At 67.2% G+C, this 13,679-nt stretch carries 15 protein-coding genes and 1 pseudogene; 6 read left to right on the top strand and 10 right to left on the bottom strand.

The window, feature by feature from the left end; genetic code table 11:
* The 3 genes and pseudogenes from AC1DW3_RS08000 to AC1DW3_RS07990 all read left to right on the top strand — a co-directional run.
* Nucleotides 1-740: pseudogene (locus tag AC1DW3_RS08000) on the top strand (hypothetical protein); the annotation flags it as partial.
* A gap of 123 nt (nt 741-863) precedes the next feature.
* On the top strand, nt 864-1,145 hold the full coding sequence (locus AC1DW3_RS07995; protein ID WP_056191800.1) for a BTH_I0359 family protein: 282 nt from the start codon (nt 864-866) through the stop codon (nt 1,143-1,145).
* A 95-nt stretch (nt 1,146-1,240) separates the two neighbouring features.
* A complete protein-coding gene (locus AC1DW3_RS07990; RefSeq protein WP_477930272.1) occupies nt 1,241-3,550 on the top strand; it encodes an ATP-binding protein in 2,310 nt (769 codons plus the stop codon).
* 15 nt (nt 3,551-3,565) lie between these two features.
* Here AC1DW3_RS07990 and AC1DW3_RS07985 read toward each other — a convergent pair whose 3' ends face one another.
* The 4 genes from AC1DW3_RS07985 to AC1DW3_RS07970 form a co-directional block, all read right to left on the bottom strand.
* The gene (locus AC1DW3_RS07985) at nt 3,566-4,012 is read right to left on the bottom strand and encodes a hypothetical protein (RefSeq protein ID WP_477930270.1); all 447 of its coding nucleotides are present in this window, start codon (nt 4,010-4,012) and stop codon (nt 3,566-3,568) included.
* Between the two features lie 64 nt (nt 4,013-4,076).
* Nucleotides 4,077-4,592 (bottom strand): N-acetyltransferase family protein, encoded by a 516-nt coding sequence (locus AC1DW3_RS07980; RefSeq protein WP_477930268.1) that lies wholly within the window; start codon nt 4,590-4,592, stop codon nt 4,077-4,079.
* Nucleotides 4,589-5,155, bottom strand: coding sequence for a helix-turn-helix domain-containing protein (locus AC1DW3_RS07975; RefSeq protein WP_477930266.1), 567 nt, complete (start codon nt 5,153-5,155; stop codon nt 4,589-4,591). Before AC1DW3_RS07975 ends, AC1DW3_RS07980 begins: the two co-directional genes overlap by 4 nt.
* 30 nt (nt 5,156-5,185) lie before the next feature.
* Nucleotides 5,186-6,190, bottom strand: a complete 1,005-nt coding sequence (locus AC1DW3_RS07970) for a questin oxidase family protein (RefSeq protein WP_477930264.1) — start codon at nt 6,188-6,190, stop codon at nt 5,186-5,188.
* Nucleotides 6,191-6,219: 29 nt separating this feature from the next.
* Between AC1DW3_RS07970 and soxR the strand changes: the two genes are divergently transcribed.
* Entirely contained in the window at nt 6,220-6,708 is a 489-nt protein-coding gene (soxR, locus tag AC1DW3_RS07965; RefSeq protein WP_477930263.1) for a redox-sensitive transcriptional activator SoxR, read from the top strand.
* 80 nt (nt 6,709-6,788) lie between these two features.
* A complete protein-coding gene (locus AC1DW3_RS07960; protein WP_457445897.1) occupies nt 6,789-7,565 on the top strand; it encodes a ferredoxin--NADP reductase in 777 nt (258 codons plus the stop codon).
* Between the two features lie 145 nt (nt 7,566-7,710).
* Here AC1DW3_RS07960 and AC1DW3_RS07955 read toward each other — a convergent pair whose 3' ends face one another.
* The 6 genes from AC1DW3_RS07955 to AC1DW3_RS07930 all read right to left on the bottom strand — a co-directional run bounded on the left by AC1DW3_RS07955 (nt 7,711) and on the right by AC1DW3_RS07930 (nt 12,298).
* Nucleotides 7,711-8,547: a LytR/AlgR family response regulator transcription factor gene (locus AC1DW3_RS07955; RefSeq protein ID WP_477930260.1), complete on the bottom strand. Its 837-nt coding sequence runs from the start codon at nt 8,545-8,547 to the stop codon at nt 7,711-7,713.
* Between the two features lie 16 nt (nt 8,548-8,563).
* Nucleotides 8,564-8,968, bottom strand: a complete 405-nt coding sequence (locus tag AC1DW3_RS07950; protein ID WP_477930259.1) for a hypothetical protein — start codon at nt 8,966-8,968, stop codon at nt 8,564-8,566.
* Nucleotides 8,965-10,392 (bottom strand): sensor histidine kinase, encoded by a 1,428-nt coding sequence (locus tag AC1DW3_RS07945; protein ID WP_477930257.1) that lies wholly within the window; start codon nt 10,390-10,392, stop codon nt 8,965-8,967. Before AC1DW3_RS07945 ends, AC1DW3_RS07950 begins: the two co-directional genes overlap by 4 nt.
* A gap of 214 nt (nt 10,393-10,606) precedes the next feature.
* A complete protein-coding gene (locus tag AC1DW3_RS07940) occupies nt 10,607-11,176 on the bottom strand; it encodes a YceI family protein (RefSeq protein ID WP_477930255.1) in 570 nt (189 codons plus the stop codon).
* Between the two features lie 42 nt (nt 11,177-11,218).
* Nucleotides 11,219-11,752: a YceI family protein gene (locus tag AC1DW3_RS07935; protein ID WP_477930253.1), complete on the bottom strand. Its 534-nt coding sequence runs from the start codon at nt 11,750-11,752 to the stop codon at nt 11,219-11,221.
* Nucleotides 11,753-11,761: 9 nt separating this feature from the next.
* Nucleotides 11,762-12,298, bottom strand: coding sequence for a cytochrome b (locus AC1DW3_RS07930; protein ID WP_477930251.1), 537 nt, complete (start codon nt 12,296-12,298; stop codon nt 11,762-11,764).
* 217 nt (nt 12,299-12,515) lie between these two features.
* Between AC1DW3_RS07930 and AC1DW3_RS07925 the strand changes: the two genes are divergently transcribed.
* Nucleotides 12,516-13,628 carry a TRAP transporter substrate-binding protein gene (locus AC1DW3_RS07925; RefSeq protein ID WP_477930249.1) on the top strand — a complete coding sequence of 371 codons (1,113 nt, stop codon included), beginning with the start codon at nt 12,516-12,518 and terminating at the stop codon, nt 13,626-13,628.
* The last annotated feature ends 51 nt before the right edge of the window (nt 13,629-13,679 follow it).

Genomic DNA, 13,679 nt, shown 5'->3' with positions numbered 1-13,679 from the left:
CGCCAACGGCCCTGCCCGAACCGGCGCTGCCCGTCCCGCCCTCGCCCCAGGCGCGCTCAAGCCGCCCCAGCACCCGGCCTCCCATGCCGGCGGTGGAAGCGCCCGCCCCTGCGCTCGATGCACCCTTGCTGCGGCTGGCCGGCCCGGCCGCTTGGCATTTCCGGCTGCGCCAGGGCGGCCAGGATGGCGAGGCCCTGCTGGACTGGCGCCCCGAGGCCGACGGCCGCTACAGCCTGCGCCTGACACGCCGCGTCGGCGAGCGCGCCCTGCCGGCGCTGGAAAGCCTGGGCCATCTGGGCAGTGCCGGCCTGGCGCCCGAACGCTTCGCGCTGCAGCGCGGCGGCCAGGACCGCCAGGCCATCAACTTCGATGCCGAGGGCCGGCGCGTCAGCTTTTCGGCCAGCCCCGCCCAGCTCGACCTGCCGGAGGGCGCGCAGGACCGCCTGTCCTGGTGGCTGCAGCTCGCGGCGCTGGTGCAGGCCGCCCCGGCACCCGGCGGGCGCTGGCGCGTCTGGGTAGCCGGACTGCGCGGCGAGCTGCGGGAATGGACCTTCGAGGCCGTGGATCCAGGCCCCGAAGACGCCGGCATGCTGCATCTGCGCCGCCTGCCGCTGGGTGAGCGTGACCCCGGCGTCGAGCTGTGGCTGGACCCGGCGCGGGCCTACTGGCCGGTGCGGCTGCGCCAGGGCGACCCGGAAACGCGCGGTTTCGAGATCCGTCTGTCCGACGTGAACTCCTGACGCTTCCTACACGTTGTCAGCGCATGGGATGACCCGAACAGCGGGGTGTTCTGCCAGTATCTGAACCAAGCGGGGCTTGAAACGCCCGGCCCCACCCGCAGTTGAAGCCCTGAGGAGAACTCCATGCACATGCTCTACAACTCCGACAGCTTCATCGTCGTCCAGTTTGACGTGCCGCACGCCGAGCTTCAGGCGGTGGAAGCCGGTCCGCAGCTGAACCGCGGCGGTTTCGAGATCGTCGACAAGTTCGCCCGCAAGGAAATCTTCATCGAGGGCGCCCTGGCCGAATCCTTCCAGCAAGGCGTGCAGGCCCTCATCGACGACGGCGAGCCTTCCGAGGACGAACTGGACGCCTTCATCGAGCGCTATGCCGTGATGGGCCAGCAACCAGTCGTGATGCACTGAGCACTTGGGGGGCCGATCTTGCATTGATCTGCCGCCAAGCCTGATACAAGATGGGTCCGCGCCGGCCGTTGCAGGCTGCGCAAGGAGTCCATCGAATGGTGAAGCGAGTCGCCGCTGAGACAGCCGCCCGGGCATCTGCCCGCGTGCTGCCCTCGCCCGGCCTGGACAGCGCCCCGGTGCTGGACCGCATGTGCTCGCAGTTCGTGCTGACGCTGACCGTCAGGCACGCGGGCCGCTTCAATCTGCGCCGCGACTTCAACGGCCTGCTGTCCTTCACGGGCCGCCACCTCGTCTGGCCCACGCGCGTGCTGCAGAGGCTGCGCGGCTATCTGGGGCAGCGCTGCGCCGGCAACGAGCTGTGGCGCGGCCACGACGCGCTGAGCGACGAGGCCTTCCTGGACCGCTTCGGCCAATGGAGCGGCCCGTTCTCGGAAGCCACGCTGTTCTTCTACCTCGACGAATACGTCAAGGACGCACCCAAGGACATGATGGCCCTGCTCGCCACCACCTGCGAGCACCTGGACCGCCAGCTCAAGCGCGAGTCGACGCTGGTCGAGAAGAACATCGCCGCACTGGGCACGCTGCTGCAGCTCAACCCGGCCGAGCGCGCCATCCTGCTGTACGGCACGCTGGCCCGCTACCAGCGCGAACTGCGCGGCGCCCTCGTCGAGTTCAAGGTCAACACGGCCCAGGAGGCCTTTGCGGCGATTGCCGCCGTCGCCGGTGTCGATGAGCGCGAGGTGGCCGAAGCCCTGCGCGCCGGCTCGCGCCTGGAGCGCATCGGCATGGTCGAGAACCTGATCTCGGAGCACAACATCACCGACCTGGCCGACCTGATGAAGGTCAGCGACCAGCTGCCGCCGGTACTCATGCGCGAATACCAGGGCCCGCATGACCTGATGGCCGTGTTCACGCGGCCGGCCACGCTGAGCATGCTCGGCGCCAGCGATTTCCAGTTCGTCAGCGACGACCTGGGCCTGCTGCAAGGCCTGCTGCGCCAGGCCGTCGCCACGCATGCGACCGGCGTCAACGTGCTGCTCTACGGCCCCCCGGGGACGGGCAAGACGGAGCTGGCCAAGGTGGCCGCCGCGGCCGCGGGCCTGGATTTGTACGAGGTCGAGTACGCCGATCGCGACGGCAATTCCCTGTCCGGCCGCGACCGCTACCGCTCGCTGCAGATCAGCCAGGTCTTCCTGAAGGCCAGCGCCAATGTGGCCCTGCTGTTCGACGAGGTCGAGGACGTGTTCCCGCCCTTGTCCAGCGACACGGCGTCGCTGCTCAACCGGCTGGACGCCAGCGGCGAAGGTGGCGTCGGCAACTCGGTCAGCGGCAAGGCCTGGGTCAACCAGATCCTGGAAACCAACCCGGTGCCCGTCATCTGGGTGACCAACCGCATCGAGCAGATCGACCCGGCCTTCCGGCGCCGCTTCCAGTACCACCTGGAGCTGAAGTCGCCGCCGCCCGGTGCACGCAAGGGCCTGGTGTCCAAGGCGCTGGGTGAAGTCAGCGTCAGCGAAACCTTCATCGCCAAGCTGGCCGAGCGCCCGGGCCTGACGCCGGCGCAGATCCGCACCGCAGTGCGCTTTGCCCAGTTGGCCGGCGGTGCAGATGAGGCCGAGAAACTCATCGAGCGACAGCTGCTGAACGCCGACAAGGCCCTGGGCCGCGACGATGGCAGCAGCATGGCTCGGCCCTGCGTCACCAGCTACGCGCTGAGTCTGCTGAATTGCGAAAGCCGCTTCGAGATCCCGCGCATCGTCGAGGCCCTGCGCCGCAAGGGCAGCGGCCAGCTCTGCTTCTACGGCCCGCCCGGCAGCGGCAAGACCGCGCTGGCCGAACATATCGCCCAGGCCCTGGGCCGGCCGCTGATGGTGCGCCGCGCCAGCGACATCGCCAGCAAGTTCGTCGGCGAGACCGAGCAGAACATGGCCCGCATGTTCGAAACGGCCCAGACCGAAGGCGCCGTGCTGCTGCTCGACGAAGCCGACAGTTTTTTGCGCAGCCGCAAGCATGCCGAGCGCAACTACGAGGTCAGTGAAGTCAACGAGATGCTGGCCGGCATGGAGCGCTTCAGCGGCCTCTTCATCTGCACGACCAATCTGTTTGACGATCTCGACGAAGCGGCACTGCGGCGCTTCGCGTTCAAGATCCGCTTCAAGGCGCTGAAAGCCGAGCAACGCATGGCGATGTTCGAGCGCGAGGCGGGCGAGGCCCCGACGGACGAGCAACGCGTGCGACTGGCCGCGATGGACTGCCTGACGCATGGCGACTTCGCAGCCGTTCGGAACCAGGTCGAGATCCTCGGCGAGGCCTTCACGCCGGATGAGTTCCTGGCTCAGCTGGAGGCTGAGCATCGGGCCAAGCCGGAGGTGCGCGAGCGCAGGGGAATCGGGTTCAGGGCTTGACCCAAAGCGACCCGGCTACTGAGGGTCGCGGAGGTCAGGATCACCGGAACCGGTGAGCGTGCGCGTCTCTCGAACGAGCTGCGCATCTTTCGGCAAGGTGACTGTGATGGCCTCAATAGCGTACTGATGGTGGATGTAGCCCATCTCGTTCAGGCTGGACACCACCAAGACCGGGCCAAAGCGCTTGGCAACGAACTTCATGCCCCATTGAGATGCGGGTGTTTCCTTCCAGTTCGGATCGGGGGAGTGATAGCCCTGAGCACCGCCCTCGACACGACCAGCGACCGTGATTTGCATCGCGTTCGCAGTTTCAACCTTCGCCCGTTCTGCGTGCGCCGATCTCAAGACGACGCGCTCAATCCCCTCGGCATCGAACGACTGCGAAATCAGCGCGTCGTCAGCGTGAACCGTCGTGCAGATGAACAGTGCGACGCCGAACTGCGCTAAGAAGCGATGCTGCATTGAATGCTCCCGCAAGACACCGATGACAACTCACAGCCGCTCGCAGCCTAGCGCGCCATCTCCGTCAAAGAGCCCGGTAGTAGTACGTTGTAGAGCATGGCGCCCCATCCGGCATCAGCGCGTAGTTCGGAATGTCCCCCGCCCGCTGCCAGCCCGTTCTTTCGTAGACCCGCGATGCATCGCTGCCCGTGACGGTGTCGAGCACCAGCGTCGTCTTGCCCAGTTCTTGCGCTCGCGACTGCAGCGCCCGCAGCAGCCGCTCGGCGACGCCTTGTCGGCGCATGCGGCGGTGAACCAGCATCTTGCTGACGTCCGCCCGATGAGGTTGGTTGTCCGGCATGTCGGTGACAAGGGACAGCGTGCCGCAGATGCGGCCAGCCTCGTCTTCGGCGACGAAGAGATGGCGCTCACCCGCAGCGACTCCCGCTGCCACCTTGCGCCAGAACGCCTCGGGCCGGCCGGTCGCCAGCGGCAGCATGAACCCCACCGACGCGCCACCCTCGACGCAATCGCGCAGCACCTCGGCCAGTTCATCCACACGGGCCAGCGCCTCGGCGCCATCGAGTTCGCGGACGTTCATGGGCGGGCTCCAGTGAGCGCAACAAGGTAGCGCGCCGGCTTGGTTCCAGGATTGTGGAAACGGATGGGCGCATCCAGCCGCATGGCCAGGCAGTCGCCGGGGTTCAGCTGCCACTGCTCGCTGCCGTGGCCGATTTCCATGACGCCATCGATCATCCAGACCAGCTGATGAATGTCGGCGTCACGCTCCGACGTCTCGAAGGACACGCGTTGACCGGCCGGGAAGACGACGTCCACCAGCTGCAGTGGCGACGCGCCGGCCGGGGACACATTGCGGCGGCGGTAGCCCGAGGCGGGGTCATCCCAGACGGGCTGATCGGCCACGCGCGTCAATGGCGAAGGCGCCGCTGGCGCGGGGCCGGCCTCGAACATCGACGCGACGCTGACGCCGAGGGCCGACGACAGCTTGTCCAGCACGACCGCCGTCGGGCTGCTCTGGCCGCGCTCGATCAGCGAGATGTTGGAGCGGCTGACGCCGCTCTTCTGCGCCAGCGCGTCCAGCGACAGGCCGGCAGCCGAGCGAAGTTCGTGGAGGCGGCGGCCGATGCGTTGCGTGATGTCCATGCATTCCAGTTTACTGGAATTTTCCTTCCATCAAAATGGAATGGCCCGTTCCACGGCGCGACGCCAGGCCGGGTCGGGCCAGCGCCGGCCAAGGCGCCAGGCGGCATGGGTGAGCTTGATGACATGGGCGTCGTCCTGTTCACAGGCAGCCGCGATCAGTGCCGGCCAGGGACGGCTGGGCGGGCGGTCAAGCATCAGCGCCGGCTCGGCGCCGCTGGCCAGCAGGCCGGCCGCCGCGGCGATGCTGAAGCCGAGGGCCAGCCCGGGCGCCGGCCACCAGGGTTCCAGCACCCCCATCGCGTGGCTGGCCGTCAGCAGATGCAGCACGGTGAAGTTGCCGGTCGCTGAATAGGTGCGCGCCGCCAGCAGCGCCAGCTCGCGCAGCGTGTCCGGCCCTTGCCGCAGACGGCCGGCGACCGCGGCGAAGTCGGGCGATTCGCCCCAGGCCTGCATGCGGCCATGGATCAGCGCGCCCGCCGGGTAGATGACAGGCGGCAGCTTGCGCAGCGCCTGCAACCAATCGGCCATTTCCAGCGGCGGAGCGTCGGCCGTCGTCGGCGACGGCAGCGGCAGGAAGTGGGCCGCCCAGTGGGCGAGACCGCTGGCCAGCTCGCCGTCATGGCCGGCCAGCACAGCATGGCCGGTGCGGATCAGGCCATGGAAGGCGATCGCTCCCACGCCGGGCAACAGCAGCGCCAGGGCCTCGCGCAACGTGTCAGCGGCGCCGGTCTCCGCGATGCGCGCGGCGAAGTGGGCGTGCCAGGCGGCCTCGCTGTCCGGCCGCCCCAGGTCGCGCTCCAGGCTGATGCTGGCCGGGCGGCCGTTGACGCGCGGCTCGAGGTGGGCTTCATAGCCCTCGCTCCAGGCTTGCAGGCGTGCGGCCGAGGCGCCCAGCTCCAGCAGCGCCTGCTGGGCCATGGGCAGGTGGTTGCTCAGGCGGCCACGGTAGGTGGGCGACAGCGCCGCGCCGGCATCGAGCAGGTGGTGCAGTTGGGCCAGCGTGGCGGGCGCGGGGGTGGCGGTCTTCATCAGCATGGCGGTCTCGGCTGTGGGAACATGGCGCCATGCTCGAAGTTCAAGTGGACTTGAAGTCAAGCCCTGACGGCCCGACCGCTCCCCTGAGCATCGGCCAGCTGGCCAAGCGCTCGGGCGTGGCAGCCAGCGCGCTGCGCTTCTACGAGGCCGAAGGTCTGATTGCCGGCGGCCGCAGCAGCGGCGGGCACCGCCAATACCCGCGCCATGTGCTGCGCCGGGTGGCCTTCATCCGCGCCGCCCAGGTGGTGGGGCTGACGCTGCCACAGATCAAGGCGGCGCTGGCCACCCTGCCGCAGAGCCGCACGCCCACCAAGGCCGACTGGACGCGGCTGTCGGCCGGCTGGGCGCCGCTGCTGGACGAACGCATCGCGGCCCTGCAGCAGCTGCGCGAGCGGCTGACGGGCTGCATCGGCTGTGGCTGCCTGTCGCTGAAGGCCTGCGCCCTTTACAACCCCGAGGACGTCAAGCGCGGCGAGGGTGCCGGGGCGAGGCTTCTGCGCATCGAAACAGGCTGTTGACCCTTATGCGACTCCCGTATATCGCTTCCCGGTGAAAATCCAGGGGTTAACCCGCCAAACCGTCCGCCACAACGACCGACATGAGTGCCTTCCACGAAGAGACCGTCCTGACCGTCCACCATTGGACCGACCGCCTGTTCAGCTTCACGACGACGCGCGACCAGGCCCTGCGTTTTTCCAATGGCCACTTCACGATGATCGGCCTGAAGACGGAGACGGGCAAACCGCTGCTGCGCGCCTACAGCATCGTCAGCGCCAACTACGAAGAACAGCTGGAATTCCTCAGCATCAAGGTGCCGGACGGCCCGCTGACCTCCAAGCTGCAGCACATCAAGCCGGGTGACAAGATCATCGTCGGCCGCAAGCCCACGGGCACGCTGCTGATCGACTATCTGCTGCCGGGCAAGAACCTCTACCTGCTGGGCAGCGGCACGGGCCTGGCGCCCTTCATCAGCGTCGCGCGCGACCCCGAGACCTATGAGCGCTTCGAGAAGGTCATCGTCGTGCATGGCGTGCGCCATGTGAACGAGCTGGCCTATCACGACCACCTCACGGTCGACCTGCACCAGCACGAATTCCTCGGCGAATTCGCTGCCGAGCAGCTGCTGTACTACCCGACGGTCACGCGCGAGCCTTTCAAGAACATGGGCCGCATCACCGACCTGATCCAGACCGGCAAGCTGCAGGAAGACCTGGGCCTGCCGGCGCTGGACCCCGAGACCGACCGCATCATGCTGTGCGGCAGCCCCGCGCTGCTGAAGGACATGCAGGAGATGCTGGAGATCCGCGGCTTCAAGGAAGGCAGCACGACGACGCCCGGCGACTACGTCATCGAGCGCGCGTTTGTAGAAAAGTAACCCACTTTCAGCCAGTGCCGCCGCGCGTGCGGCGCGCCCTGGTTTGGGATGAGCTGCAAGGCGCAAAGCGGAGCCGGGCTCGCGCCCGGCGAGCATTTGCAACGCCGCAGATCGCCCAAAGCAGGGATGCGCCGCTCGCGCGAGCCTACATGCCCTTGAACAGGTGCGTGTAGCTGCGGCTGACTTCGAGCTTCTCGGTCAGGCCGCGCACGCCCACCAGCTGACGGCCGCGGAAGTCGCGCGTGATGCCGTCGATGGCGCGCGCGTTCACGAGTGTGGAGCGGTGGATCTGCCAGAAGACCTGCGGGTCGAGTTCGTCCACCAGCTCCTTGATGGGCTTGCGGATCAGCGCCTCGACCTTGGCCGTCTGCACCCGGGTGTACTTCTCGTCGCTGATGAAGAACAGCACGTCCTCGACCGGGATCATCTGGATGGCCTGGCCGACGGTGGCCTGGATCCACTGCAGATATTGCGGCTTGCCCGCGGGGTTCATCTGCCCCGACAACTTGTGCAGCAGCTGCTGCAGCGGCACCGGCGCGCTGTCGCTGAAGTCGCTTGACGGCGCCTCGCGCTGGGCCAGGCGCTTCTTGATGCGGGCCACCGTCAGCTGCAGGCGCTCACGCTCGGCGGGCTTCAGCACATAGTCGGCCACGCCCTGCTCGAAGGCCTCGACAGCGTACTGGTCGTAGGCGGTGATGAAGACGATCTCGGGCACCAGCCAGTCGTCGTCCTCGTCGGTCCCCTCGTCGCCCAGTTGGGCGATCTGGCGGGCAGCCTCCACGCCGGTCAGGCCCGGCATGCGGATGTCGAGGAAGACGATGTCGGGCTTGTGCTGCTTCGTCAGCTCGACGGCCTCGAGGCCGTTCTTGGCCTCGGCGACGATCTCCAGCTCGGGCCAGACCTCGGTCAATCGGGCGCGCAATTGCTCGCGCATCAGTCTTTCGTCGTCGGCCAGAACGGCACGGATGGGTGCATTGCTCATAGCCGACGATGCTAGTTCAGACTGGCGTCGATTTGGCGGTGTTGGCGCGGCTGCGGTTGCGCAGGACGACGAAGAGCAGCAGGCCGAGCAGGATCAGCGGCGAGCCGAGCACGGCGCCGACGCCGAGCAGGCTGGCCACGACCAGGGCCAGCACGCCGCCGACGATGAGCAGCGGCAGGGCCACGCCCAGCAGCAGCACCAGGGGCACGACGACGATGCAGACCAGGGCCGCGACGAAGAGGCCGATGCTGGCACCCAGCCAGTCGCCGAAATCGCTGCCGCCGAGGAAGAACTCGCCGTCGTCCAGCACGATGTGCATGTCCGGGCCGCCGTGGTGGTGCAGCAGCGCAAAGCCGCCGAACATCGCCACCAGGACCATCAGCGCGGTGCCAATGAACAGGATCTTGAACAGGGTTTTCATGCTGCGACTCCTTCGTCGTTGCGGCTGCGATAGGGCACGGTGATCGTGACGACCGTGCCACTGGGTTGGTTCTCGGTGACGGTGACGCTGGCCTTGCTGCCATGCAGCAGTTGCAGGCGTTCGCGGATGTTGGCCAGGCCCACGCCGGTGCCGCTGGTGGCGGCGCGGCCGAAGCCCAGGCCGGTGTCGGCGACCGTGACGGCCAGCTTGCCGTGCACGATCTCGGCCTTGACCTTCAGGCTGCCGCCCTCGGCCTTGGGTTCGAGGCCATGCTTGATGGCGTTCTCGACCAGGCCCTGGATCATCATGGGCGGGAATTCGGCGGACAGCAGGCCCTCGGGCACGTCGATCTCGGTCTGCAGGCGCTCTTCCATGCGCATCTTCAGGATCTCGAGATAGGGCCGGATGACGGCCAGCTCGCGGCCCAGGTCACGGGTGGCGGTGGCGTTGGCCTCGCGCATGGTGGGCATGGAGGCCCGCAGCAGCGCGATCAGGTTCTTCTGCATCTGGCTGGCCCGCGGCGGGTCGACCTCGATGAGGTGGTCGATGGACGCCAGCGTGTTGAACAGGAAGTGCGGCTCGACCTGGGCCTGCATGGCGGCCATGCGGGCCTCGATGACCTGGCGCTTCAGGGCTTCGCTCTCGGCGTTCTCGGCCGCCTGGGCGGCCTTGACCTCGGCCTGGATGCGACCCTTGTACATGGCCTTGATGACGGCCGAGGCCAGGATCCACAGGATGGCCAGGTCGACCAGGGAGTCGCCGGCATGCACGATGGTGACGCGCTTGCGGCTCTGGGCATTGCTTGCTTCCTCGACGGCGTCCTGCAGCGCAGCCTGGGCCTCGGCGGCGGCCTGCTGAGCGTCCTTGACCTCCTCGGCCTCCTGCTTGAGCTGGCCGAGCTGCTCCTTGGCCTGGTCGATGGCGGCGCGGATGTCCTCAGGGCGGGCACTCTTGGGGAAGTCGATGGAGATGGCCGGGGCCGGGTCGGCCTTGGGCTCACCGTCGTCATCGACGGCACTGGCTGCCGAGGCCGGGCGCACCGGCTGGATGCGCACGCCGCGCTCGTCGATCTTGACTTCGTAGTGGATGCCCTTGTCGGCCTCCTTCTTGCCCGCCTTGTCGACGGCCTTGCGGGCCTGCTCGACAGCCTTCTTGGCTTCGGCCTCGGCCTTGGCCCGGCGGCGCTCGGCGCCATGGTCATGGTCCTCGACCTGCTCGCTGACGCGCCAGGTGAAGGGGGGCAGGTTCTTCAGCACGTTGACGCCGATCAGCAGCGCCAGCGACAGCAGCACGAAGCGCTTCCAGCTGATGCCGACCAGCCAGCCGGCGTAGATGTGGAAGTAGCGCACCACCGTGGCGGAAAAACGCTGCCAGCGCTCGATCCAGAGCTTTTGCTGGGGGCTGGGAGAGAAGGTGGGAGTCATGGCCGGTTTGTCGTCGTTGGGGCCACTGTAAGCAGAGTGGCCGGGCGCCGTGGGCTTGACGCGACACGCCGGCCGGGGTGGGGGACGAACTGCATGGACGGGCGACAGGCCGTGCGGCCGGCTGTGACAGGGCTGTGAAGGCCGTGGGAATAGTTCACGGATCGCCCAGCAAAAAGCCCGCCAGAGGCGGGCTTCGAGAGGAAGGGCAGCGGGTTTACTGCTTGATGGCCTCGACCTGGACCAGCAGGCGGATGGCGTCCGGCGTGACGGCCGGCATGGCGTAGACGATGCCCCACTGGCTGCGCTGGATGGTGGTCTCGAAGTCGCCGCCGCAAACCTCGCGCTTCAGGCGCGGGTTCTCGTAGCAGTTGAAGCCGGTGGCCGTCAGCGTGACCGGGTTGGTCTTGCCGCGCAACGTCAGCTCGCCGGAGACGCTGGCGACCTTGTCGCCATTGAAGGTGAACTTGTCGCCGACGAACTTGGCCGTCGGGAACTCCTCGACGGCGAAGAAGTCCTTGCTCTTCAGGTGGCCGTCGAACGGGGCCGTACCGGTCGTGAGGGAGGCCATGTCGATGGTGAACTCGACCTTGCCGGTCTTGGCGGCCTTGTCCAGCGTGACCGAACCTTCCTTCTTGTCCCAGCGGCCGCGCAGCGTGCTGGTGCCGAAATGCTTGGCTTCGAAGGTGACCGCCGTGTGGCTGGGGTCGATGGCGTAGGTGGCGCTTTGGGCCTGGGCGGCGCCAACGGCGGCGAGCAGGGTGGCGAGCAGCAGGGCTTTCTTCATCGTGAAGGTCTCCGGGGGGTGAGGGGAAGGAAGGGGTTGAGGTTACAGGCCGGCGAAAGACAGTTTGAACTTCACGGTCACATCGTTGGCCACCATGGAGGTGTCGGCCCATTCGCCGTCACCGATCTTGAAGTCCAGGCGCTTGATGGCCACGCTGCCACTGGCCACGCCAGAGGCCAGCGTGAGGGGCACGACAACATCGCGGCTGGCACCCTTGATGGTCAGCTTGCCGGCCACGTCGTATTTGCCGGGGCCGGTGGCCTTGATGCCACTGGACACAAATGTGGCCTTGCCGTTGCGCTTGGTGTCGAACCAGGGCGTCTTGGCGAGCTCGGCGTCGAAGCTGGCGTCGCCCAGGGACACGCTGCCCAGGTCCACCGTGAAGGCGATCTTGCCGGCCTCGGGCTTCTTGGTGTCGAAATCGAGCTGGGCTTCGAACTTCTTGAACTTGCCGTCCACCGGCACGCCCATCTGCTTGAAGGTGAAGCTGAGGTCGCTCTTCTCGGGTTGCAGCGTGGCAGCCTGGGTGGCCAGGGCGCTGGTGGCGATCAACAGGGCGGAGAACAGGCGTTTCATGAGGTCCTTTCAGGCGCGACCCAGGCCCATGCGGGCAAGCAGGCCGTCGCGGTCGATGAAGTGGTGCTTGAGGGCGGCGGCCACATGGGCGGCGACGAGCAGGCTCAGGCCATAGGCGGCGAAGTGGTGCACCAGCTTCAGCGTCTCGGCGAGTTCCTTGTCCTTGCCCACGAAGTCGGGTAGCGGCAGCACGCCGAACCAGACGATGGGAAAACCCGCCGCCGAGCTGTAGGCCCAGCCGGACAGCGGCACGGCGAAGAACAGCACATAGAGCAGGTTGTGCGTCACATGAGCGGCGCGCAACTGCCAGGCCGGCATGGGGATGTCGGCTGGCGGGCGATGGGTGAGGCGCCACAACAGGCGCAAGGCGGACAGCGTCAGGATGGTGACGCCGGCCCATTTGTGCCAGTTGTAGAGCTTGAGCCGCGTGGGCGAGAACGGCAGGCTGGTCATGTACAGACCCACGCCGAAGGCGCCGACGATGGCCAGCGCCAGCAACCAGTGCAGCGCGATGGCGATGGGGGTGTAGCGGTTGGCAGGGCTCATATGGGTTTGCAGTGTGTTCCCGGCAGAGGGGGGAGCGGTTCATTGGCCTTGTCGCCAATGTTCAGCGATTTTGAACGGCTCGGGGGTGGTGCGTGCAATCCCGTGGGTTTGACCCAGTTGCGCACCGACAGCTCCCAGCCAGACTCGGTCTCAGCGGCGCGCGCCCGGCCGCAGGTTCTGTTGAAGGCGCATTCAAAACATCCATTGGAGACAGCCCATGACCCAGAAACCCAGCGCTCGCCGTCGCTTCATCAAGACGGCCGCGGCCACGACGGCCGGGGGTGCCGCCCTGGCAGCCCCCATGATCTCGAAAGCGGAGACCGTCAGCCTGCGCTTCCAGTCGACCTGGCCTGCCAAGGACATCTTCCACGAGTACGCCCAGGACTTCGCCAAGAAGGTCAACGACATGGCCGGCGGCCGGCTGAAGATCGAGGTGCTGCCGTCCAACGCGGTGGTGCCGGCCTTCCAGCTGCTCGAGGCCGTCAACAAGGGCACGCTGGACGGCGGCCACGGCGTGGTGGCCTATCACTACGGCAAGAACTCGGCGCTGGCGCTGTGGGGCTCCGGCCCGGGCTTCGGCATGGACCCGAACATGCTGCTGGCCTGGCACAACTACGGCGGCGGCGAGGCCCTGCTGGAGGAAATCTACAAGTCCATCAACATGGAAGTGGTGTCCTTCCTGTACGGCCCGATGCCGACCCAGCCCTATGGCTGGTTCAAGAAGCCGGTGGCCAACCTGGACCAGATGAAGGGCGTCAAGTTCCGCACCGTGGGCCTGGCGGTGGACCTCTACACCGAGCAGGGTGCGGCCGTGAACCCGCTGCCCGGCGGCGAGATCGTCGCGGCGCTGGACCGCGGCCTCATCGATGCGGCCGAGTTCAACAACGCCACCAGCGACCGCATCCTCGGCTTCCCCGACGTGGCCAAGAACTGCATGCTGCAGAGCTTCCACCAGAGCACCGAGCAGTTCGAGATCCTGTTCAACAAGGGCAAGTACAACGCGTTGCCGGCCGAGCTGAAGAAGATCATCGACTACGCGGTGCAGGCGTCCAGCGCCGACATGAGCTGGAAGGCCATCGACCGCAATTCCAAGGACTACGCCGAGATGAAGAAGGGCGGCGTGGCCTTCTACAAGACGCCGGACGCCATCCTGCGCAACCAGCTCGAATCCTGGGACAAGGTGATCGCCAAGAAGTCGGCCGAGAACCCGCACTTCAAGAAGGTGCTGGACAGCCAGCGTGCCTTCGCCCTGCGTGCCGGCCAATGGCAGAACGACTACCTGGTCGACTTCAAGATGGCCTGGAACCACTACTTCGCCAAGAAGGGCTGAAGTCCCACTGAGCGTGTCAATCGACGGGCCCTTCGGGGCCTGTCCTGCATG

The organism is Roseateles sp. P2_H4, assembly GCF_056403315.1.
This window is presented reverse-complemented; position numbering and strand designations above follow the sequence as displayed.